Here is a 21,768-nt window from a genome sequence, read left to right as displayed (position 1 = left end):
AGTAAGGTGATTGGGATCGACAAAGCGGAAGGCTTGGCCAAGGCCACAGGCGATGGTAACTCTTGTGCAGATTGGTTTAAGGGAAAATGATCCAATGGGGGAGATAGGATGAAACGTGCAGTTTTTCTGCTGATCTTTTTGTTGTCGGCCTGTACCAGCCAGTCACCGACTGGCCGAGGCCAGATGCTGATGTTTTCGGCGGACGAGATGCGTCAACTGGGGGCTCAGTCGTTTGAGCAGATCAAGGAGAAGGAGACGGTGGAGACGGATCCTGCCACAGTTGGCTATGTCCAGTGTATCGCCGATGCCTTGACTCGCCCCCAGATCCTGGCGGCGGTGGATCCCGAACAGGTGGAAAGCTGGGAGGTGGTGGTTTTCGATTCGGAGCAGGCGAACGCCTTTGCCCTGCCGGGAGGGCATATCGGCGTCTACACCGGCTTGCTCAAGGTGGCCCAAACCCAGGATCAACTCGCCGCCGTGATGGGCCATGAGATAGGTCACGTATTGGCCAACCATGGTAATGAGCAGGTGTCTCGCGGCCAGTTGACCAACGCGGGTTTGCAGATCGCCCAGGTGGCACTGGGTGCTTCGGGCACCCAGAACTCAGATCTGATCATGGCGGGGCTGGGACTGGGGGCTCAAGTCGGGATCATGCTGCCTTTCGGCCGCCAGCAGGAAGCCGAGTCCGATGTGATCGGCCTGGAACTGATGGCCCGTGCCGGCTTCGATCCGGCAGCGGCCGTCGAACTGTGGCGCAATATGGCCAAGGCCTCGAATGGTGCGCCGCCGGAGTTCCTCTCCACTCACCCCTCCAGTACCACTCGGATCAATGGCTTGCAGTCTCTGCAAAGCAAGGCTCAGCCCTGGTATCAGCAGGCCCGGGAGCAGGGGCGTCGGCCGGATTGCCAGCCTCCGGGATAGTGGCCGCGGGGGCGGGCTGGTTGCGTGAGAAAAAATTTCTCTGGGGCCGGTTGTGACCGGTGGAAATCTCACCGTAAACGGTAAAAACGCCCCGATAAAGCTGTTACACTGCGGCCTTTACTCTTTCCAGATAACGGGAAATATCCATGACTTTTGAGTCTGTAGAACAGAAAGTAAGCTACGGCGTTGGCCGTCAGATGGGTGAGCAACTGGCGAGCCAGAGCTTTGAAGGCGTTGACGTTGCCGCGGTACAGGCCGGTCTGGCCGATGCGCTGAACGGCGTTGACAGCCAGGTAGCTCAAGAAGAGCTGCAAGCCGCTTTTGCCGTGATCTCCCAGCGCATGCAGGAAGAAGCTGCAGCCAAGGCCAAAGAAGCCGCTGCAGAAGGCGAAGCCTTCCTGGCTGAAAATGCCAAGCGTGACGAAGTGACCGTAACCGAGTCTGGCCTGCAGATCGAAGTACTGACTCAGGGCGAAGGTGAGAAGCCGACTGCCGAGTCCACCGTTCGTTGTCACTACCACGGTACCTTTACCGATGGTCGTGTCTTTGACAGCTCCGTAGAGCGTGGCCAGCCAGCTGACTTCCCAGTGGGCGGCGTGATCGCCGGCTGGACCGAAGCCCTGCAGACCATGCCTGTTGGCACCAAGGTGAAGCTGTACATCCCGCACAACCTGGCCTACGGCGAGCAGGGTGCCGGTGGCGCCATCCCACCGTTTGCCGCCCTGGTATTCGAAGTGGAGCTGCTGGAGATCCTGTAAGGTCTTTCGCGGCTCAAACACGAAGGGGAAAGCACAGGCTTTCCCCTTTTTTGTTGCTGTCTTGGCTGATGAGGCAAACGCCTGGCTTAGGAGCCTTTGTGCAGCTCCAGTTGCTTGACCACGACATTGCCATTGCGGGTTTGAACCGAGGATCGCTCTGTCCCCGCCGCGATGGACAACTGTGCCTGGTTTTTGTCCAGTGAGATCAGCGTGGCGCCTTTGAGGCCATCCACATTGAGCTTTCCATTGCTGGTGGAGAGGGAAAAGATCCCGGCAAAATCGGCTGTCAGGATGACGTTGACGGCTCCGTTGCGAGTGTCGGCCTTGAAAGGCGCCGATACTCGGATCAGATCGATCCGACCATTGCGGGTTTGCGCCTGGATAGGGCCAAGGTGGTCGTGGATCCCAATGGCGCCGTTACGGGTGCTCAGCTCAGCGTTACCCGAGAGCCCTTCGATCGTCAGCTTGCCATTGCGGCTTTGCAGTCGCACGTCGCGGGCAGTGGGGAGCAGGATCTCAAACCCCACACCTTCATTATTCAGCCGCTCGTCGTTAGGCCAGGCAGCTCGGAGTATCAGGATCCGACCATCACGAACCTGGGTTTGCAGCTGGATCTGCTCCAAACGTTCCTCCGTGGCGGCGCGCACATGAGCGCGGATCTCCACTTGGGACACGTCTGCGCGCTTCACCTCGATGGCGCCGTTGCGGGTTTCCACATCCAGGCCCATATCGGCAAGAGGAGCCAGCGACAAGATCTTGGTGTCACCATAAGGTGCATCACCGCTGCCCGCAGCGTCGATCTGAAGGTAGATACAGCCGCTGAGGAGCAGGGGAAAAGACACAGCACAAAGCCAGCGGGGAAACAAAGAAAAGATCATCAGCACAGTCCTTGAGCTAGGGGCTGGAAAGGGGCGCTTCCCAGCAAATCAGTTGTGGTTCGATCCTAACGACAACAGGGCAGCGGATCCCAGCCCTGATATGACAAAAGATCGTTGAAGTCCGCTCAGCGCATTGCTCAGCCCTAAAAGTGCCTTCGCCAGCATTCCAAGAGTGGCGTGGTTAAGGCCTAATCATTGGCAAAATCAACAAATTCATAAGCGCTGCTCGTTAAAAAGAGCTCGAATGCGCTGATGTCGTCAGCGGTTCCCTTTTTTGTCCGGATCAAACCCTATATAGTTGCCCCATTGCTTTAAGGGAGTGGGAGATTACTAGTGGAAGCTATCCGCGTTGCCGTAACCGGTGCCAGTGGCCGAATGGGCCGTACCTTGATTGAAGCCGCCCTGGCACACCCGGGCGTAGAGCTGGGGGCTGCCATCGAGCGTCCCGGTTCGACCCTGATCGGCTGCGATGCCGGTGAGCTGGTGGCTCGGGGTCATTATGGCGTGAAGCTGGCGGGCGAGTTGACCCTGGTGAGTGACGATTTCGATGTGCTGGTCGATTTTACCTCTCCGGAGTCCAGCCTGGGTTTCTTGCAGTATTGTGTCGAGCATAAGAAGCCGATGGTGATTGGCACTACGGGCTTCGATGAGGCACAGAAGGCTCAGGTGGCCGAAGCGGCCAAGTCCATCCCCGTGGTGCTGGCACCCAATATGGCGGTGGGGGTGAACCTGATGTTCAAGCTGCTGGAAGTGGCTGCCGAGGTGATGGGCAGCTACACGGACATTGAGATCATCGAAGGTCATCACAGGTTCAAGAAGGATGCGCCTTCGGGAACCGCATTGAAGATGGGTGAAGTGATCGCGGAAACCCTGGGGCGGGATCTGAAAGAGTGCGCCATCTATGGCCGTGAGGGGATCACCGGGGAGCGGGAGCGGGACACCATCGCATTCTCCACCATACGTGCCGGTGACATCGTGGGTGATCACACGGCGCTGTTTGCCGATCTGGGTGAGCGCCTGGAGATCACTCATAAGGCGTCGAGCCGTATGACTTTTGCCAATGGCGCGATGCGTGCGTCCAAATGGCTGACGGCTCAATCCAGCGGTTTATACGACATGCAACAGGTGCTTGGCTTTAAGCCGGTCTGATCGGGTAACCCATGAAGGGCTCGCAATTGCGGGCCTTTTTTATGACAAGGTTTCGTTAAAGAGATATAGTCAAATAAGGGTTTGGCTGGTATAATGCGCGGAATTTGCCAAAAATTCAAAATTCATGCACTCTCTGTGCATAAGCTTTGGTAAAGAATCAAAAACTTATAATTATTTCTGGTGGGAGGTCAAGTTGAACAAAACTGCCCTGTTAGTGCTCCAGGATGGGACTGTTTTCCGTGGTAAATCCATAGGTGCAAACGGTTTATCATCCGGAGAAGTCGTTTTTAACACTTCCATGACCGGCTATCAAGAGATCCTGACCGATCCCTCCTATTCCCGACAGATCGTCACTCTGACCTATCCCCATATTGGCAACACCGGTGCCAATTCCGAAGACGTCGAATCCGGCGCGATCCATGCTCAAGGCTTGGTGATCCGCGATCTCCCAGCCCTGGCGTCCAACTTCCGCAATGAAGAATCCCTCTCCGAATACCTTAAGCGTCACGGCATCGTTGGCATCGCCGATATCGATACCCGTAAGCTGACCCGTATTCTGCGTGAGAAAGGTGCTCAGAATGGCGCCATCATCGCGGGTGAAGAGAATGTGGAGAAGGCGTTGGAAGCCGCTAAGGCCTTCCCGGGCCTCAAAGGCATGGATCTGGCGAAAGAAGTGACCGTCAGCAGCCCCTACAGCTGGCGCAGCGGGACCTGGAAACTGGTGGGTGGCCTGCCGTCCGATACCCCGGCTTCTGAGCTTAAGTACAAGGTCGTGGCCTACGACTACGGCGTTAAGCAAAATATCCTGCGTATGCTGGTGGACCGTGGCTGTGACGTGACCGTGGTGCCGGCCCAGACCCCGGCTTCCGAAGTGCTGGCGATGCAGCCGGACGGGGTGTTCCTCTCCAACGGTCCGGGTGATCCACAGCCTTGTGATTACGCCATCGAGGCGATCAGCGAGATCCTCAAGACCGAGATCCCCGTGTTTGGGATCTGTCTGGGTCACCAGTTGCTGGCCCTGGCTTCCGGTGCCAAGACCGTGAAGATGAAGTTCGGTCACCACGGTGGCAACCACCCGGTGAAAGATCTGGATCGCGATGTGGTGATGATCACCGCTCAGAACCACGGTTTTGCCGTGGACGAAGAGAGCCTGCCAGCGAACCTGCGCGGGACTCACAAGAGTCTGTTCGACGGAACCCTGCAGGGGATCCATCGTACTGACAAGCCGGCATTTTCCTTCCAGGGGCACCCGGAAGCGAGCCCGGGTCCACACGATGCCGCGCCGCTGTTCGATCATTTCATCGAACTGATGGACGAGTTCAAGGCCCTATAAGCGCACAGAGAAGAAGACGATGCCAAAACGTACTGACATTAAAAGTATTCTGATCCTGGGCGCAGGCCCAATCGTGATCGGCCAAGCCTGTGAGTTTGACTACTCCGGCGCCCAGGCCTGTAAGGCCCTGCGTGAAGAGGGTTACCGAGTCATCCTGGTGAACTCCAACCCGGCCACCATCATGACCGATCCGGAGATGGCCGACGCCACCTACATCGAGCCAATCCACTGGGAAGTGGTTCGTAACATCATCGCCAAAGAGCGTCCGGATGCGGTCCTGCCCACCATGGGCGGTCAGACCGCACTGAACTGTGCCCTGGAGCTGGAAGCCAAGGGTGTGCTGGAAGAGTTCGGTGTTGAGATGATCGGCGCCACCGCCGATGCCATCGACAAGGCGGAAGATCGCTCCCGCTTTGACGCCGCGATGAAATCCATTGGTCTGGAATGTCCGCGCGCCGGGATCGCCCACTCCATGGAGGATGCCAATGCCATCCTTGAAGACGTTGGTTTCCCCTGCATCATCCGTCCGTCCTTCACTATGGGCGGCTCCGGCGGTGGTATTGCCTACAACCGCGAGGAGTTCGAAGAGATCTGTACCCGTGGTTTGGATCTGTCTCCGACCAACGAGCTGCTGATCGACGAATCTCTGATCGGTTGGAAAGAGTACGAGATGGAAGTGGTCCGCGATAAGGCGGATAACTGCATCATCGTTTGTGCGATTGAAAACTTCGATCCCATGGGCGTGCACACCGGCGATTCCATCACCGTGGCGCCGGCACAGACTCTGACCGATAAGGAATACCAGCTCATGCGTAACGCCTCCATGGCGGTACTGCGTGAGATTGGTGTGGAAACCGGCGGCTCCAACGTTCAGTTCGGTATTAACCCGAAAGATGGTCGCATGGTGCTGATCGAGATGAACCCACGGGTATCTCGCTCTTCTGCCCTGGCCTCCAAGGCGACCGGCTTCCCCATCGCCAAGATCGCCGCCAAGCTGGCCGTCGGCTTCACCCTGGATGAGCTGCAAAACGACATCACCGGCGGCGCGACCCCGGCGTCCTTCGAGCCCGCCATCGACTATGTCGTGACCAAGATCCCACGCTTTAACTTCGAGAAGTTTGCCGGTGCTAACGACCGCCTGACCACTCAGATGAAGTCCGTGGGTGAAGTGATGGCCATTGGCCGTACCTTCCAGGAGTCTTTCCAGAAGGCGTTGCGCGGCCTGGAAACCGGCATGACCGGCCTGGATCCGATTGTTGATATCAACGACAACGACGCCCTGGCCAAGATCCGCTACGAACTGCAGGACTGTGGACCTGAGCGCCCTTGGTATATCGCCGACGCCTTCCGCGCCGGCCTGTCCATGGAAGGGATCTTCAAGATCACCAACATCGACCCCTGGTTCCTGGTGCAGATCGAAGAGTTGGTGAAACTGGAAGAGCAGGTGAAAGAGGGCGGCATGACCTGCCTGACCTACGATTTCCTGCGCACCCTCAAGCGCAAGGGCTTCTCCGACGTTCGCCTGGCGACCCTGATCGGCGTCTCCGAGGCGGAAGTGCGTAAGCTGCGTCACAAGCACGAGCTGTTCCCGGTCTACAAGCGCGTGGACACCTGTGCTGCCGAGTTTGCCACCGATACCGCCTACATGTACTCCACCTACGAGGATGAGTGTGAGGCGAATCCGTCCGACAAGGACAAGATCATGGTGATCGGCGGTGGCCCGAACCGTATCGGTCAGGGTATCGAGTTCGATTACTGCTGTGTGCACGCCGCCCTGGCGATGCGTGAAGACGGTTACGAGACCATCATGGTCAACTGTAACCCGGAAACCGTGTCCACCGACTACGACACCTCGGATCGTCTGTACTTCGAGTCCATCACCCTGGAAGACGTGCTGGAGATCGTTCGTGTCGAGCAGCCCAAGGGCGTGATCGTCCAGTACGGCGGTCAGACTCCGCTGAAACTGGCTCGTGCCCTGGAAGCCGCTGGTGTGCCTATCATCGGTACCTCCCCGGATGCCATTGACCGCGCCGAAGACCGCGAGCGTTTCCAGCAGGCGGTGGAACGCCTGGGCCTGAAACAGCCGGAAAACAGCACCGTCACCACGGTCGAGCAGGCGGTTCGTGAAGCCGAGCGTATCGGTTACCCTCTGGTGGTTCGTCCGTCCTACGTACTGGGTGGTCGCGCCATGGAGATCGTCTATGACGAACAGGATCTGCGTCGCTACTTCAACGAAGCGGTGAGCGTGTCCAACGAGTCTCCGGTTCTGCTGGATCGCTTCCTGGATGACGCCATTGAGGTGGACTGTGACGCCATCTGTGACGGTACCGACGTGGTGATCGGCGGGATCATGGAGCATATCGAGCAGGCTGGGGTTCACTCCGGTGACTCCGGTTGTTCCCTGCCTCCATACACCTTGAGCCAGTCCATTCAGGACGAGATGCGTGAGCAGTGTCGCAAGCTGGCCCTGGAGCTGGGCGTTGTCGGCCTGATGAATATCCAGTTCGCGGTGAAGGATGATGTGGTTTATCTGATTGAGGTGAACCCGCGTGCTGCCCGGACCGTACCGTTCGTTTCCAAGGCCACCGGTGCACCGATCGCCAAGATCGCCGCTCGTGTCATGGCGGGAACCTCTTTGAAGGAGCAGGGCTTCAACAAGGAGATCATCCCACCTTACTACTCCGTTAAGGAAGTGGTGTTGCCGTTCAACAAGTTCCCGGGTGTTGATCCGCTGCTGGGTCCTGAAATGCGCTCTACCGGTGAGGTGATGGGCGTGGGTGATACCTTCGCCGAAGCCTATGCCAAGGCTCAGTTGGGGGCCATCAAGGATGTACCTAAGAACGGCCGCGCGCTGCTGTCCGTGCGTAAAGGCGACAAGCGCCGTGTGGCGGATCTGGCCCTCAAGCTGATTGAGCTGGGTTACGAGCTGGATGCCACTCACGGCACCGCGGTTGCACTGGGCGAAGCGGGTATCAACCCGCGCCTGGTCAACAAGGTGCACGAAGGTCGTCCTCACATCCTTGACCGCATCAAAAACGGTGAATACACCTACATCGTCAACACCACCGAAGGTCGTCAGGCGATTGAGGATTCCCGTCAGTTGCGCCGTGGCGCCCTGCGTTACAAGGTGAACTACACCACCACCATGAACGCGGCGTTTGCCACCTGCCTGGCCAACAAGGCGGATGATCGTGAGAAGGTGGCTTCCGTTCAGGAGTTGCATAAGCGCAGCCTGGCGTAAGCCCGGGCCCGGTTTGGGCCTGAATGGAACCTAACAAAACGCCGGACGGGATGACCCGCCGGCGTTTTGCTATTACAATCTGTCCCAACATTTGGATAAACCCCAGTCCCCAAACTCGCCACCAGCGCCCAGCAATAGCCGGGTGGGGCGGGTTTTTGCTGGAGAAAAGAGAAACCTATGGCACAAGTCCCTATGACAGTGCGTGGCGCCGAGATGCTGCGCGAAGAACTGGATCACCTGAAGCACACCCGTCGTCCGGCCATTACCGAGGCGATCGCTTCGGCCCGCGAACTGGGTGATCTGAAAGAGAACGCCGAATACCACGCCGCCCGTGAAGAGCAGGGGTTGGTGGAAGCGCGAGTGCGTGATATCGAAGGCAAGTTGTCCGTGGCGCAGGTGATCGATGTGACCAAGATGACCAATAACGGCAAGGTGATCTTCGGTGCTACCGTGACCCTGGTGAACGTGGATACCGATGCCGAGGTAACCTACCGCATCGTGGGTGATGATGAAGCGGATCTGAAAAACAACCTGATCTCCGTGAACTCACCCATTGCCCGTGCGATGGTGGGCAAGGAGCTGGACGATGTAGTGATCGTGAAGGCCCCGGCCGGCGATATTGAGTACGAAGTGATTAAGGTCGATTACCTTTAATCAGGCTGTTCGGGTACAAAAAAGCCGCCCGAGGGAGACCGGGGCGGCTTTTTGTTGTCAGGCCGAGTTCGGATCAGCGTGCTTTTGGCACGTCGATCTTTTTCTTCTCGGACGGACGGAACAGCACCTGGATGTGGCCGATGGTCTGCACCTCTTGGGCACCGGTTTCGCGGACAATGGCATCCATAATGGCGCGTTTCATCTCGCGATCTTCGCCGGCGGCTTTTATCTTGATTAACTCATGGTGTTCCAGCGCCTGCTCGATCTCGGCGAGGACCCCTTCGGTCAGGCCATTAGCACCGAGGATCACCACAGGCTTCAGGCCGTGGGCCAGTCCTTTCAGGTACTGCTTTTGTTTGGTGGTCAGTTGACTCATCAGGCACTCTTTATTTGGCTTGGTGGACTTGAAAACGGCGTATTCTAGCCGCATCTCTACCTTATTACTAATTCTTACCATACTGAGGGTAGACAACCTTCAGATACTTAAGCCGCCTGGACGGAAAAACTTAGGGCATGACCAAGAAAAAACATTCTGCCAGCTCGAAGCGCTGGCTGACCGAACATTTTGACGATCATTATGTCAAGCAGGCCCAGAAGAAGGGGCTGCGCTCTCGTGCCATCTTTAAGTTGGAAGAGATCCAGGGAAAGGACAAATTGCTCAAGCCTGGTATGACTGTGGTGGACTTGGGGGCCGCGCCGGGAGGCTGGTCCCAATTCGCTGTGGAGCAGGTTGGGCTTGAGGGCGTGGTGATCGCTTGTGATATTTTGCCGATGGACCCAATCGCCGGTGTCGATTTCCTTCAAGGCGATTTCCGCGAAGAAGCGGTGCTTAATGCCTTGATGGGAAGGGTCGGAGATGCCAAGGTGGATGTTGTGATGTCCGATATGGCACCCAACTTCTCCGGAGCCGGTGCAGTTGACCAGCCTCGAGCCATGTATCTGGTGGAGTTGGCGCTGGATATGTGTGATCAGGTTTTGGCACCGAAAGGGGCTTTTGTGGTCAAAGTATTCCAAGGGGAGGGGTTTGATCCCTATCTGCAGGAAGTGCGTAATCGCTTTACCAGCGTAAAAATCCGCAAGCCGGATAGTTCCAGGGCCCGTTCGCGGGAAGTCTACATTGTGGCAAGCGGTTACAAAGGTTAAGCTAGCTCCAATAAACCAAGGAATATGAGAGGTTCCATACCTTGAGTGATATGGCGAAAAATTTGATCCTATGGCTGGTGATTGCCGTAGTGTTGATGACGGTGTTCCAGAGCTACTCGCCGAGTGCTCGTAAAAGTAATGCCATGAACTACAACACCTTCGTTCAGGCCTATGAAAATGGGCGTGTCGGCAGTGTCGAGTTCCAGCAGGATGGGATCACCATTACCGGCAACACCAACAACGGCGAGAAGTTCGTGACTTACATGCCGGCCTACGATGAGGCGTTGATCAACGAGCTGCTGCGCAACGATGTGCAGATCTCTCGTTTGCCGCCAGAGAAGCCCAGCATGCTGGCGCAGATCTTCGTGTCTTGGTTCCCGATGCTGTTGCTGATCGGTGTGTGGATCTTCTTCATGCGTCAGATGCAAGGCGGTGGCGGTAAAGGTGCCATGTCCTTCGGCAAGAGCAAGGCGCGCCTGATGGGCGAAGATCAGATCAAGACCACTTTTGCCGATGTCGCCGGTTGCGATGAGGCGAAGGAAGAGGTGGAAGAGCTGGTGGATTACCTCAAGGATCCCACCAAGTTCCAGAAGTTGGGCGGTAAGATCCCGACGGGCGTCCTGTTGGTGGGTCCACCAGGAACCGGTAAAACCTTGCTGGCCAAGGCCATTGCCGGCGAAGCCAAGGTGCCGTTTTTCACCATTTCGGGTTCCGATTTTGTTGAGATGTTCGTCGGGGTGGGTGCTTCCCGTGTCCGTGACATGTTTGAACAAGCTAAGAAATCCGCACCCTGTATCATCTTTATCGATGAGATCGATGCGGTGGGTCGTCAGCGTGGTGCCGGTTTGGGCGGTGGTCACGATGAGCGTGAGCAGACCCTGAACCAGATGCTGGTGGAGATGGACGGTTTCGAAGGTAACGAGGGGATCATTGTGATCGCCGCGACCAACCGTCCAGACGTACTGGATCCCGCCTTGTTGCGTCCGGGACGCTTCGATCGACAAGTTACCGTCGGTCTGCCAGACGTACGGGGTCGTGAGCAGATCTTGAAAGTCCACATGCGTAAAGTGCCGTTGGCCGAAGGGGTGGATGCTGCCCTGATCGCACGGGGTACCCCAGGGTTCTCCGGTGCCGAGTTGGCCAACCTGGTTAACGAAGCCGCTCTGTTTGCTGCTCGAGGCTCCAAGCGTGTTGTCGCGATGGAGGAGTTCGAAAAGGCCAAGGACAAGATCATGATGGGGGCCGAGCGCCGCTCCATGGTGATGTCTGAGGACGAGAAGCGGATGACCGCCTACCACGAAGCGGGTCACGCCATTGTGGGTCGGATGGTGCCAGAGCATGACCCTGTTTATAAGGTGTCCATCATTCCTCGTGGCCGTGCATTGGGCGTGACCATGTACCTGCCGGAGCAGGATCGCTGGAGCCACTCCAAGCAACATCTGGAGTCCATGATCTCCAGCCTGTACGGTGGTCGTATTGCCGAGCAGTTGATCTATGGTGATGAAAAGGTCACGACAGGGGCTTCCAACGACATTGAGCGTGCCACAGATATCGCTCGTAAGATGGTGACTCAGTGGGGCTTGTCCGAAAAGCTGGGCCCAATGAACTACGCCGAAGATGATGGTGAAGTGTTCCTCGGCCGCTCTATGGCCAAGGCCAGTCATATGTCTGATGATACGGCGCAGATGATCGATGAAGAGGTGAAAGAGTTCATCGATCGTAACTATGGTCGTGCCCGTCAGATCCTGGTGGATAATCAGGATATCCTGCACACCATGACGGATGCCTTGATGAAGTATGAGACCATCGATGCCCAGCAGATAGACGATCTGATGGAGCGTCGTGACGTCCGTCCACCGGCTGATTGGTCAGATACCGATCGACCCACTTCCGGTGGTAGTGATGGCGGTGTCAAGGCTGAAGCCGATGCCGATGCCAGCACTGAGGAGCGCCCAGCCGGCGAGAGCGAAGAAGCGCCCGCTAAATAAAGGCGCAGCTCGTCTTGAAAATAAACCCCGCCTTGCGGGGTTTTTTCTTCTGTAGAGGACACCAACGATGAAATTACCTTGCGGCCAGCGAATGCTGGATCTCTCTTCACCCCAGATCATGGGGATCTTGAATGTCACGCCAGATTCGTTCTCTGACGGTGGTCGTCACAATAGTCTGGAAGCTGCTCTAACTCAGGCAAGGCGGATGGTGGCCGAGGGAGCGACTATTTTGGATATCGGTGGCGAGTCGACGCGCCCAGGTGCGGCCGATGTGGCCTTGGAGCAGGAACTGGAGCGAACCATTCCCCTGATTGAGCGGATCGCTGGTGAGCTGGATGTGGTGATCTCAATCGATACCTCCAAGCCACAGGTAATGCGTGAGGCAGTGAGTGTCGGTGCGGGCTTGATCAACGATGTACGTGCCCTGCGCGAGCCGGGGGCGTTGGAGGCAGCGGCACAATCGGACGCGGCGATCTGCTTGATGCACATGCAGGGCCAGCCAAGGAGCATGCAAAATGCCCCCCATTACGATGATCTTTTTGCCCAGATCAATGGATTTTTCGCCGAGCGGGTCCGGGCCTGTCAACAGGCGGGGATTGCTTCCAGTAGGCTGATACTGGATCCCGGCTTTGGGTTTGGTAAGACATTGGAGCACAACTACCGTTTATTGGGAGAACTGGGGGCATTGAGAGGACATGGACTGCCCCTGTTGATTGGATTATCACGTAAAAGCATGATTGGTAACCTGCTTGGTCGCCCGGTTGGAGAACGACTGGTCGGCAGTGTGGTCGGGGCGTTAATGGCAGCCCAGCAAGGCGCTGAGATCTTAAGGGTGCATGATGTGGCGGCGACCCGCGATGCCCTGCTGGTTTGGCAGGCCAGTGCAGGAGCCCTGCCTCTGAGTTGATCCTGGGTTGGCGGTTTCCGGGTTACGGGATGATTAGGAGCTAAGGTGAAAGAGCAGGTTCAAGCGGATAGGTTGGGTCCTTTCAGCGCGAAGCGCCTGGGGGCAGCCTTGCTTCGCCTTTCCCTGTGATGTGCTAGTGGCAGGCTCCGTGCCTGCGCCAGGGCGATGACACCGAGTGAATGCCTGTCGGGCCGGGACCGGGCTATGATTGGCAGTGCTTGCGGTATGCACCCATGCAATGGTTTGTGCTTGTATGGCAAATGGGGAACGCTGCGCGCTTTGTGGTCTTCTCAGTCATCGAGTGAGCCATGGGATGAGTCGGTATTGTGTGTGTTTTCCCATCTGCTAGGAGCTGCTACGGGCCTCCATGATGTGGCTGGGCGGTACATTAAACGCCACAAACACCGCCTTGGCTTAGGAGAAGATCTGGAGGGGATCAGGTTGGCACTTGATTGCGTCAGTAGTGCCACCGTCCAGATCGCGCTTAAGGTCTTTGAGGGGCTCGGTGCACGGATGAGGTATAGCCGAGTGACACCCGATGGTTTCACTCTCAGCCCCCGCGTCCCCTTATCCATTCGCCCTGTTTAACGAGAGTGATGCCCAATGGGCACTGGGGCTTGATGGTGCTGGCTTGAGCTTCACCCTATGGGATAGGCCGGGCTATACCTAGCCAGAATAGGATATACAGCAGTGACGACTGGTATTGCCCTTGCTCTGCGTGAAATAGAGCAGCGCTGCCGTTCTCAAAGGCTTTCCTCGCACTCGACTTGTGGGATATTTACCCTGATTGGGTAAAGAATCACCGGTCAGTGTGTTAGAGTAGCTTTGCCCCTTGTCAGAGGAAAGTCAGTTAGATATTATCTCGCTCGCTTTCACAGGAGACGCTTATGGCGACACGACGCCCGCTGGTCGCAGCAAACTGGAAAATGGCAGGCAGCCCCCAGTTAGCTCAGGAGTTGATTCAAAAGTTCTCGCAGCTTTCGGACTTTTCCCCGGACGTAGTGCTATGTCCGCCAAGCGTTTATCTGGATAACTTGCAGCGGAAGCTCAAGGCAGCGAGCAAGGTGTTGGCTGGGAAGTCAATACACTTAGGTGGCCAGAATATGAGTCACCAGGAGTTTGGCGCCTATACTGGCGAGATCTCTGGCTCGATGCTGAAAGAATTTGGCTGCAACTATGTTATCATCGGTCACTCCGAGCGCCGTCGTATGTACGGAGAGACCAGCGACATGGTGGCAGAGAAATTCGCCATGGCACAGAAGTGCGGTTTAACGCCCATCTTATGTGTCGGTGAGTCCCTGGCAGCAAGGCAGGCTAACCGAACTTTTGAAGTTTTGACCGGTGAGCTGGATGCCGTGCTGGATAAGTGTGGGATCATGGCGTTTGATAATGCGGTCCTTGCCTATGAGCCTTTATGGGCCATTGGTACCGGCAAGAGCGCGACTCCTGAGCAGGCTCAGGAGGTACATGCCTTCCTTCGTCAACGGTTGTCGGACCTGTCGCCTTATGAAGGCGAAAAGATCCGCATCCTGTATGGTGGCAGTGTGAAGCCCAGTAATGCGGCAGACCTGTTTACCCAACCGGATGTCGATGGTGGTTTGGTCGGCGGTGCGAGTTTAAATGCCAGCGAGTTTGTTACGCTGTGCCGCATCGCCTCACAAGCGGAATAAGTGAAAGATGTTTGAAGTTTTGATGGTTGTTTACTTGTTGGTTGCCCTGGCAATTATTGGCCTGGTGTTGATTCAGCAAGGTAAAGGAGCGGGCATGGGGGCCTCTTTTGGTGCCGGTGCTTCTGCAACATTGTTTGGCTCCTCTGGTTCAGGTAACTTCCTGACCCGCACGACTGCCGTGTTGGCAACCGTGTTCTTCGTGGTGAGTTTGTTGTTGGGTCGTATGACTGCCCACACCACAGCGCCTAGCGAAGATTGGAACGAGATCGATGTTCCTGTGGTTGAGCAAGTTCAACCAAGTGACGTACCCGCCGTGAGCGACGTACCGAACTGATAGCCCAAAGTCAGGCTTTAAAAAGACGATAAGAATTTATGCCGTGGTGGTGGAATTGGTAGACACGCCATCTTGAGGGGGTGGTGAGCTATGCTCGTGCGGGTTCAAGTCCCGCCCACGGCACCATTAGTTGCGAATGCTTGGCCCAAGTGGTAGAGTGCTTGCACTTCTCTCCCGGAAGTAAAATTGGGAAGACGGACGCGGGGTGGAGCAGCCTGGTAGCTCGTCGGGCTCATAACCCGAAGGTCGTCGGTTCAAATCCGGCCCCCGCAACCAATTTCCGATGACTTGTCTACATGCCGAGCAGGTTATCGCTTCGTGGCACACGTGCCGACTAGCAATGGTCAAAAACCACGGCGAAGGTGGTGACAGGGAAACCTGTCGAAGCCAATGGCTTCAAACAGGGTATAGCAAACTTTGAGCCCCGTTTAGATTACGGGGCTTTTTGTTATTTCAGTTACAGAGTCTGTGATTGAAGGCTTCTATCCTTGGGTTTGACTATCCTAGATAGTCGGGTGAATGGGCGTTATGCCCTTTTTTTGTTTGTAGGGGTGAACCCATGGCGACGATAGAACAACGCCTGACTGAAATGTTGACCGAGCCGGTTGAAGCTCTGGGCTACGAGCTCTGGGGCCTTCAGTACATACGTGCCGGTAACCATTCAGTATTACGCCTGTTTATTGACCACGAAAACGGCATTACCGTTGACGATTGTGCCGAAGCCAGTCGCCAGGCCAGTGCAGTTTTGGATGTGGAAGACCCGATCAGTACAGAATACAACTTGGAAGTCTCGTCCCCTGGGATGGATCGTCCGTTGTTCACTGCCCGGCATTATGAAAAATACCTCGGCTCCGAAGTGATACTGGTGCTGAATATGCCAATGGAAGGAAAACGTAAGTGGCGTGGTGAAATCGTGGCCGTCGACGGTGACGTGGTCACCCTGCGTTGCGATGGTCAAGAGCAGATGGTGATGCTGTCGAACGTGCAGAAATCCAATCTGGTTCCGAAATTTTAAGTTTCAGGGTGAAACGAGGCTGATAATGAGCAAAGAGATCCTGGCGGTAGCCGAGGCGGTATCCAACGAAAAAGCGGTACCGCGTGAAAAGATTTTTGAGGCGCTGGAATTTGCACTGGCGACTGCAACTAAGAAGAAGCAGGAGCTGGAGATTGACGCACGTGTGTGCATTGATCATAAAACTGGTGAGTACGAGACCTTCCGTCGTTGGGAAGTGATCGAAGATGATGCTGAAATGGAAGTACCTACTCGTCAGGTCTACCTGTCCGCTGCACGCGCGATGGAAGAAGATGAGAGCATCCAGGTCGGCGATTTTGTTGAGGAACAGATCGAATCTGTGGTCTTCGATCGCATCACGACTCAGACTGCGAAGCAGGTGATCGTACAGAAGGTACGCGAAGCCGAACGTGCCCAGGTGGTTGAGCAGTTCAAAGATCGTGAAGGTGAACTGGTCACCGGTGTGGTGAAAAAGGTCAACCGCGACTCTGTCATCGTCGATCTGGGTAACAATGCGGACGCCATCCTGTTCCGTGAAGAGATGCTACCGCGGGAAAACTTCCGTCCGGGTGATCGTATTCGTGCCTTGCTGCACTCTGTCCGGCTGGAGGCTCGTGGTTCTCAGCTGTTCCTCAGCCGCTCACGTCCTGAAATGCTGATTGAACTGTTCCGCATCGAGGTGCCGGAGATTGGTGAAGAGATGATTGAGATCATGGGTGCTGCCCGTGATCCTGGGTCTCGCGCGAAGATCGCTGTGAAGACTAACGACAAGCGCATCGATCCTGTCGGTGCCTGTGTCGGCATGCGTGGCGCACGAGTTCAAGCCGTTTCCGGTGAACTCGGTGGTGAACGCATCGATATCGTGCTGTGGAATGATAACAATGCACAGTATGTGATCAATGCCATGGCGCCAGCGGATGTTTCCTCCATTGTGGTGGATGAAGATGCCAAGTCCATGGATGTGGCCGTTGAGAAAGACAGCCTAGCTCAGGCTATCGGCCGCGCAGGTCAAAACGTGCGTTTGGCCTCTCAGGTTTCCGGTTGGGACTTGAATGTCATGACCACCGAAGAGATGCAGGAGAAGCACCAGGCTGAAGCCGCCAAGATGCTTTCTGTATTCGTCGAAGGCCTGGATATTGACGAAGAGTTTGCTTCCGTACTGGTTGACGAAGGGTTCACCAGCCTGGAAGAAGTGGCTTACGTACCAGTAGCTGAACTCCTCGAAATCGAGGGTCTGGATGAAGATACGGTCGAAGAGCTGCGTGATCGTGCCAAAACGGCGCTGACCACCAAGGCGTTGGCTTCCGAGGAGGCACTCGATGGTGCTGAGCCAGCGGAAGACCTGCTGAGCCTGGAAGGTCTAGAGCGTCACCTGGCGTTTGTGTTGGCTAGCCGTGGTGTTGTGACTCTGGAAGATTTGGCGGATCAAGGTATTGACGATCTGACCGACATCGAAGAGCTGAACGACGAAAAAGCCGGCGAATTGATTATGGCGGCACGTAACATCTGCTGGTTCGGCGACGAAGCCTAAATACCGGTCAACAGAGGATATAAGGATAATGTCAGAGAAAACGATTCAATCGCTTGCTGAGGAAGTTGGCAAACCCGTTGACCGGCTGCTGGCTCAATTTGAAGAAGCCGGTATCAAGAAAACTGCTAATGACAGCGTGACTCAGGCAGAGCAACAGACTCTGCTCAGTCATCTGGCGGAGCAACATGGCGGTAAGGCTGAGCCGACCCGCATGACGCTGCAGCGCAAGACCCGCTCTACCTTGAGCGTGTCCAGCACAGGCGGCAAGAGTAAGTCCGTGCAAGTTGAAGTACGGAAAAAACGCACTTATGTAAAACGAAGTGTGGCAGAGGATCAGGCCAAGCAGGAAGCGGAAGAGCAAGCTCGCCGTGAGGCCGAAGAGGCAGTCAATCGTGAGGCGGAAGAAGCCAAGCGTCAGGCTGATGAGCAAGCTCGCCGCGAAGCCGAAGAGAAGGCCAAGCGTGCGGCGGAAGAGAAAGCCAAGCGTGAAGCTGCACAAGTAGCTGCACGTAAAGCCGAAGCGGAGAAAGATCCGGTTACCGTTGCGCAGGAACAGAAAGCCAAAGAAGAGGCAGAAGCATTGTTAAAAGCGCAAGAAGCAGAAGCGGCACGGAAAGCGGAACAGTTGGCCATTGAGAAGGCCGAAGAGGCCAAGAAGCTGGCCGAAGAAAATGCCCAGCGCTGGGCTGAAGAAGATGCCAAGCGTAAGGAACAGGAAAAGAACGCCGACTACCACGTGACCACTTCTGTTACGGCCCGTGCTGCTGAAGATCAGCAGGATGCCAAGGCCGAGCGCAGCGGCCCTCGTCGTAAGAAGAAGCCGGCAGGTGCAAACGATCGTAACGCCCGTGGTGGTCGTAACGACCGTCGTGGCGGCCGCAATCAGCGTGGTAAGCGCGGTGTGAATGCGCCATCTTCCATGCAGCACGGTTTCCAGAAACCGGCAGAGAAGGTGGTTCGTGATGTGGTGATCGGTGAGACCATCACAGTGGCAGAGCTGGCCAACAAGATGGCCATCAAAGCTACTGAGATCATCAAAGCGATGATGAAGATGGGCTCCATGGTGACCATCAACCAGGTGATCGATCAGGAAACCGCTCAACTGGTTGCCGAAGAGCTGGGCCACAAGGTGGTTCTGCGTAACGACAACGAGATGGAAGATGCGGTGATGTCCGATCGTGACACCACAGCGGAAACCGTTCACCGTGCGCCGGTTGTGACCATCATGGGTCACGTTGACCACGGCAAGACCTCGCTGCTGGATTACATCCGTCGCGCTAAAGTGGCCTCCGGTGAAGCCGGTGGTATTACCCAGCACATCGGTGCCTACCACGTTGAAGTGGGTGATGGCAGCATCACTTTCCTGGATACTCCAGGTCACGCCGCCTTTACCAGCATGCGTGCCCGTGGTGCCAAGGCTACCGATATCGTAGTTCTGGTTGTTGCTGCGGACGATGGCGTGATGCCACAGACCGTCGAAGCGATCCAGCACGCCAAAGCCGCCGAAGTGCCTCTGGTGATTGCTGTGAACAAGATGGATAAGGAAGACGTTGATCCGGACCGTGTTAAGAACGAGCTGTCTCAGCACGGCGTGATCCCGGAAGACTGGGGCGGCGAGCATATGTTTGCTCACGTTTCGGCGAAAACCGGTATGGGCGTTGATGAACTGCTGGAAGGCATCATCTTGCAATCCGAAGTACTGGAGCTGACCGCACGCAAAGAGGGCATGGCCCACGGCGTGGTGATCGAATCCCGTCTGGACAAAGGTCGCGGCCCGGTTGCTTCCATCCTGGTTCAGGAAGGTACCCTGCGTAAGGGTGACATCGTCCTGTGTGGTTTGGAGTACGGTCGTGTTCGCGCCATGCGTGATGAGAACGGTCAGGACATCGAAGAGGCTGGTCCGTCCATCCCTGTGGAGATCCTGGGTCTGTCTGGTGTACCGGCAGCCGGTGATGAAGCCACCGTTGTGCGTGACGAGAAGAAAGCCCGTGAAGTTGCCCTGCATCGTCAAGGTAAGTTCCGTGAGGTTAAACTGGCGCGTCAGCAGAAGGCCAAGTTGGAGAACATGTTCACCAATATGACCGCTGGCGACATCTCCGAGCTGAACGTAGTCCTGAAGGCCGACGTACAAGGCTCCCTGGAGGCGATTGCCGACTCCCTGACCAAGCTGTCCACCGACGAAGTGAAAGTGAACATCATTGGTCGCGGTGTGGGCGGTCTGACCGAGACCGATGCGTCTCTGGCTGCCGCTTCCAACGCCATCCTGGTTGGCTTTAACGTTCGTGCTGACGCCGTTGCGCGCCGCATGGTCGATAATGAAAACTTGGATCTGCGTTACTACAGCGTGATCTATGATCTGATTGACGAAGTGAAGCAGGCCATGAGCGGCATGCTGGCACCTGAGTTCAAGCAGGAGATCATCGGTCTGGCTCAGGTACGTGAAGTGTTCAAGTCGCCGAAGATTGGTGCAGTCGCTGGCTGTATGGTTACCGAGGGTGTGGTTAAGCGTAACGCGCCTATCCGTGTTCTGCGTGACAACGTGGTGATCTACGAAGGTGAGCTGGAATCCCTGCGTCGCTTCAAGGACGATCTGCAAGAAGTGCGTAATGGCATGGAGTGTGGTATCGGCGTGAAGAACTACAACGATGTGAAGGTCGGTGACCAGATCGAAGTGTTCGAAACCGTTGAAGTGAAACGCTCCCTGTAATCGCAGCGGAACATAGAATAACGGTGGCACTCGGTCCAAAGGTGATTGAGCACCACTGATATCAAGAGGGGCTGCGGCCCCTCTTTTTGGTAGAGAAGAATATGGCTAGAGAATTCAGTCGAAGCAAACGTGTCGGGCAACAGTTGCAGCGTGAATTGGCGATGGTGCTGATGCGCGAAATTCGTGACGATCGGCTCGGCATGGTGACGGTCAACGAAGTCGAGGTATCCCGCGATATGGGCTATGCCAAGGTGTTCGTGACCTTTTTGAATGACGATGCGGACGAAGTAAAGAAGCAGCTCGATGCGTTGATCGAACTGGCTCCGATGATCCGTACCCTGCTGGCTTCCCGATTAAAGCTGCGGGTAATGCCGGAGATCCGTTTCCAATACGATAAGTCCCTGGTTGAGGGGATCCGGATGGCCAGCTTGGTCTCCAAGGTCCGTGCCGAGGATGATGCCAAGGCCGAAGCCAACGGTACCAACGAGGAGAACGAGGAGGGTCAGCAGTAATGGGCCGTCGTCGTAACCGTGGTCGTCTGATTGACGGCGTACTGCTGCTGGACAAGCCGGCAGGGATCTCCTCCAATGATGCGCTGCAAAAGGTCAAGCGCATCTATAACGCCGCCAAGGCCGGGCATACCGGCGCACTGGATCCCCTGGCCACCGGCATGTTGCCTATCTGCCTGGGTGAGGCGACCAAGTTTTCCCAGTTTTTGCTGGATGCGGATAAGCGTTACACCGTGGTGATGAAGCTGGGGGTGCGAACCACCACCAGTGACGCCGATGGCGAAGTGGTGTCCGAGCGTCCGATCAATGTGACCCTGGAACAGCTCAATGAGGCGCTGGAGGGGTTCCGTGGGACCACCATGCAGGTGCCGTCCATGTATTCGGCACTCAAGTACCAGGGCCAACCCCTGTACAAGTATGCCCGGGAAGGGATTGAAGTGCCCCGTGAGGCACGGCCTATTACCGTTCATGAACTGATCCTCAATCGCTTCGAAGGCGACGAGGTGGAGCTGGATATACATTGCTCAAAGGGCACCTACATCCGCACCATCACCGACGATCTGGGCGAGGTTCTGGGCTGTGGTGCGCACGTGACTGTACTGCGTCGCACCCAGGTCGCTGGCTATCCTTACGAGCGCATGGTCAAGCTTGAGCAGATCGAAAACCTTTTGGAAGAAGCCTTGGGCCAAGAGCGTCAGCCGAAGGAGCTGCTGGATCCACTACTGCTGCCGATGGATACCGCAGTAGCAACCCTGCCGGAAGTTAACATGACCGATGTGGTAGCGGGTTACCTGATGCACGGCCAGCCAGTTCAGGTGCCAGGGAGCCCGACCGAGGGAACCGTGCGCCTGACCGTGGGCGAGCAGCGGGTGTTTGTTGGCCTGGGTCAGATCGATGATGATGGCTTGGTGGCTCCTAAGCGACTGATCAACATTCACCAGGGTTGAGTGGGCGGCGATTAGCCGCTACAATGCCCGCCCCTAAAGCTGAGTTAGTGATTGGCTTTAGGCTTGTATTACTTATTTTGGAGAGA

At 56.2% G+C, this 21,768-nt stretch carries 18 protein-coding genes and 2 tRNA genes; 18 read left to right on the top strand and 2 right to left on the bottom strand.

The annotated features are described in order from the left end of the window. Window positions 1-108 precede the first annotated feature (108 nt). Entirely contained in the window at window positions 109-921 is an 813-nt protein-coding gene (locus AC2D8U_RS08250; protein ID WP_484618568.1) for a M48 family metallopeptidase, read from the top strand. A gap of 140 nt (window positions 922-1,061) precedes the next feature. Then, window positions 1,062-1,679: a BamJ family beta-barrel-assembly machinery protein gene (bamJ, locus tag AC2D8U_RS08245; protein ID WP_484618987.1), complete on the top strand. Its 618-nt coding sequence runs from the start codon at window positions 1,062-1,064 to the stop codon at window positions 1,677-1,679. 86 nt (window positions 1,680-1,765) lie between these two features. Here the strand turns inward: bamJ and AC2D8U_RS08240 are convergent, their stop codons facing one another. Then, window positions 1,766-2,557, bottom strand: a complete 792-nt coding sequence (locus AC2D8U_RS08240) for a DUF4097 family beta strand repeat-containing protein (protein ID WP_484618567.1) — start codon at window positions 2,555-2,557, stop codon at window positions 1,766-1,768. 333 nt (window positions 2,558-2,890) lie between these two features. Here AC2D8U_RS08240 and dapB point away from each other — a divergent pair, with 333 nt between their 5' ends. The 4 genes from dapB (at window position 2,891) to greA (ending at window position 8,934) form a co-directional block, all read left to right on the top strand. Next, complete coding sequence (gene dapB / locus AC2D8U_RS08235) at window positions 2,891-3,706, top strand: 4-hydroxy-tetrahydrodipicolinate reductase (RefSeq protein WP_484618566.1); 816 nt, start codon at window positions 2,891-2,893, stop codon at window positions 3,704-3,706. A gap of 124 nt (window positions 3,707-3,830) precedes the next feature. After that, the gene (gene carA, locus AC2D8U_RS08230) at window positions 3,831-5,039 is read left to right on the top strand and encodes a glutamine-hydrolyzing carbamoyl-phosphate synthase small subunit (protein WP_484618565.1); all 1,209 of its coding nucleotides are present in this window, start codon (window positions 3,831-3,833) and stop codon (window positions 5,037-5,039) included. A gap of 19 nt (window positions 5,040-5,058) precedes the next feature. Continuing rightward, entirely contained in the window at window positions 5,059-8,280 is a 3,222-nt protein-coding gene (gene carB / locus AC2D8U_RS08225; RefSeq protein WP_484618564.1) for a carbamoyl-phosphate synthase large subunit, read from the top strand. Window positions 8,281-8,457: 177 nt separating this feature from the next. Further along, a complete protein-coding gene (greA, locus tag AC2D8U_RS08220) occupies window positions 8,458-8,934 on the top strand; it encodes a transcription elongation factor GreA (protein WP_484618563.1) in 477 nt (158 codons plus the stop codon). A gap of 73 nt (window positions 8,935-9,007) precedes the next feature. Here greA and yhbY read toward each other — a convergent pair whose 3' ends face one another. Beyond that, window positions 9,008-9,310, bottom strand: a complete 303-nt coding sequence (gene yhbY, locus AC2D8U_RS08215; protein ID WP_484618562.1) for a ribosome assembly RNA-binding protein YhbY — start codon at window positions 9,308-9,310, stop codon at window positions 9,008-9,010. 137 nt (window positions 9,311-9,447) lie between these two features. Here yhbY and rlmE point away from each other — a divergent pair, with 137 nt between their 5' ends. The 12 genes from rlmE (at window position 9,448) to truB (ending at window position 21,682) form a co-directional block, all read left to right on the top strand. Further along, entirely contained in the window at window positions 9,448-10,077 is a 630-nt protein-coding gene (gene rlmE / locus AC2D8U_RS08210; RefSeq protein ID WP_484618561.1) for a 23S rRNA (uridine(2552)-2'-O)-methyltransferase RlmE, read from the top strand. 41 nt (window positions 10,078-10,118) lie between these two features. Beyond that, window positions 10,119-12,065, top strand: a complete 1,947-nt coding sequence (ftsH, locus tag AC2D8U_RS08205; RefSeq protein WP_484618560.1) for an ATP-dependent zinc metalloprotease FtsH — start codon at window positions 10,119-10,121, stop codon at window positions 12,063-12,065. A 67-nt stretch (window positions 12,066-12,132) separates the two neighbouring features. After that, complete coding sequence (folP, locus tag AC2D8U_RS08200) at window positions 12,133-12,972, top strand: dihydropteroate synthase (protein ID WP_484618559.1); 840 nt, start codon at window positions 12,133-12,135, stop codon at window positions 12,970-12,972. 887 nt (window positions 12,973-13,859) lie between these two features. Continuing rightward, the gene (gene tpiA, locus AC2D8U_RS08195) at window positions 13,860-14,642 is read left to right on the top strand and encodes a triose-phosphate isomerase (protein WP_484618558.1); all 783 of its coding nucleotides are present in this window, start codon (window positions 13,860-13,862) and stop codon (window positions 14,640-14,642) included. Between the two features lie 7 nt (window positions 14,643-14,649). Continuing rightward, the gene (gene secG, locus AC2D8U_RS08190; protein WP_484618557.1) at window positions 14,650-14,976 is read left to right on the top strand and encodes a preprotein translocase subunit SecG; all 327 of its coding nucleotides are present in this window, start codon (window positions 14,650-14,652) and stop codon (window positions 14,974-14,976) included. Window positions 14,977-15,016: 40 nt separating this feature from the next. After that, window positions 15,017-15,102 (top strand) — tRNA-Leu (locus AC2D8U_RS08185). A gap of 73 nt (window positions 15,103-15,175) precedes the next feature. Continuing rightward, window positions 15,176-15,252, top strand: a tRNA-Met gene (locus AC2D8U_RS08180). A gap of 283 nt (window positions 15,253-15,535) precedes the next feature. Continuing rightward, a complete protein-coding gene (rimP, locus tag AC2D8U_RS08175; protein ID WP_484618556.1) occupies window positions 15,536-15,991 on the top strand; it encodes a ribosome maturation factor RimP in 456 nt (151 codons plus the stop codon). Between the two features lie 25 nt (window positions 15,992-16,016). Then, window positions 16,017-17,519, top strand: coding sequence for a transcription termination factor NusA (gene nusA, locus AC2D8U_RS08170; RefSeq protein ID WP_484618555.1), 1,503 nt, complete (start codon window positions 16,017-16,019; stop codon window positions 17,517-17,519). A 28-nt stretch (window positions 17,520-17,547) separates the two neighbouring features. Beyond that, window positions 17,548-20,226 carry a translation initiation factor IF-2 gene (gene infB, locus AC2D8U_RS08165; protein ID WP_484618554.1) on the top strand — a complete coding sequence of 893 codons (2,679 nt, stop codon included), beginning with the start codon at window positions 17,548-17,550 and terminating at the stop codon, window positions 20,224-20,226. Window positions 20,227-20,327: 101 nt separating this feature from the next. Next, window positions 20,328-20,738: a 30S ribosome-binding factor RbfA gene (gene rbfA / locus AC2D8U_RS08160; RefSeq protein WP_484618553.1), complete on the top strand. Its 411-nt coding sequence runs from the start codon at window positions 20,328-20,330 to the stop codon at window positions 20,736-20,738. Next, a complete protein-coding gene (gene truB / locus AC2D8U_RS08155; RefSeq protein ID WP_484618552.1) occupies window positions 20,738-21,682 on the top strand; it encodes a tRNA pseudouridine(55) synthase TruB in 945 nt (314 codons plus the stop codon). Before rbfA ends, truB begins: the two co-directional genes overlap by 1 nt. Window positions 21,683-21,768: the final 86 nt, after the last annotated feature.

It is taken from the genome of Ferrimonas sp. YIN67 (assembly GCF_057219095.1).
Note: the sequence above shows the minus strand (reverse complement) of the source record. Positions and strands in the feature narration are given on the sequence as shown.

Excerpts from the sequence above, each read along its gene's own strand:
- carA (WP_484618565.1), top strand. The coding sequence starts at position 3,831 with ATGCACTCTCTGTGCATAAGCTTTGGTAAAGAATCAAAAACTTATAAT.
- yhbY (WP_484618562.1), bottom strand. The coding sequence starts at position 9,310 with ATGAGTCAACTGACCACCAAACAAAAGCAGTACCTGAAAGGACTGGCC.
- folP (WP_484618559.1), top strand. The coding sequence starts at position 12,133 with ATGAAATTACCTTGCGGCCAGCGAATGCTGGATCTCTCTTCACCCCAG.
- greA (WP_484618563.1), top strand. The coding sequence starts at position 8,458 with ATGGCACAAGTCCCTATGACAGTGCGTGGCGCCGAGATGCTGCGCGAA.
- secG (WP_484618557.1), top strand. The coding sequence starts at position 14,650 with ATGTTTGAAGTTTTGATGGTTGTTTACTTGTTGGTTGCCCTGGCAATT.
- tpiA (WP_484618558.1), top strand. The coding sequence starts at position 13,860 with ATGGCGACACGACGCCCGCTGGTCGCAGCAAACTGGAAAATGGCAGGC.
- nusA (WP_484618555.1), top strand. The coding sequence starts at position 16,017 with ATGAGCAAAGAGATCCTGGCGGTAGCCGAGGCGGTATCCAACGAAAAA.
- carB (WP_484618564.1), top strand. The coding sequence starts at position 5,059 with ATGCCAAAACGTACTGACATTAAAAGTATTCTGATCCTGGGCGCAGGC.
- rbfA (WP_484618553.1), top strand. The coding sequence starts at position 20,328 with ATGGCTAGAGAATTCAGTCGAAGCAAACGTGTCGGGCAACAGTTGCAG.
- AC2D8U_RS08250 (WP_484618568.1), top strand. The coding sequence starts at position 109 with ATGAAACGTGCAGTTTTTCTGCTGATCTTTTTGTTGTCGGCCTGTACC.
- truB (WP_484618552.1), top strand. The coding sequence starts at position 20,738 with ATGGGCCGTCGTCGTAACCGTGGTCGTCTGATTGACGGCGTACTGCTG.
- rlmE (WP_484618561.1), top strand. The coding sequence starts at position 9,448 with ATGACCAAGAAAAAACATTCTGCCAGCTCGAAGCGCTGGCTGACCGAA.
- AC2D8U_RS08240 (WP_484618567.1), bottom strand. The coding sequence starts at position 2,557 with ATGATCTTTTCTTTGTTTCCCCGCTGGCTTTGTGCTGTGTCTTTTCCC.
- infB (WP_484618554.1), top strand. The coding sequence starts at position 17,548 with ATGTCAGAGAAAACGATTCAATCGCTTGCTGAGGAAGTTGGCAAACCC.
- rimP (WP_484618556.1), top strand. The coding sequence starts at position 15,536 with ATGGCGACGATAGAACAACGCCTGACTGAAATGTTGACCGAGCCGGTT.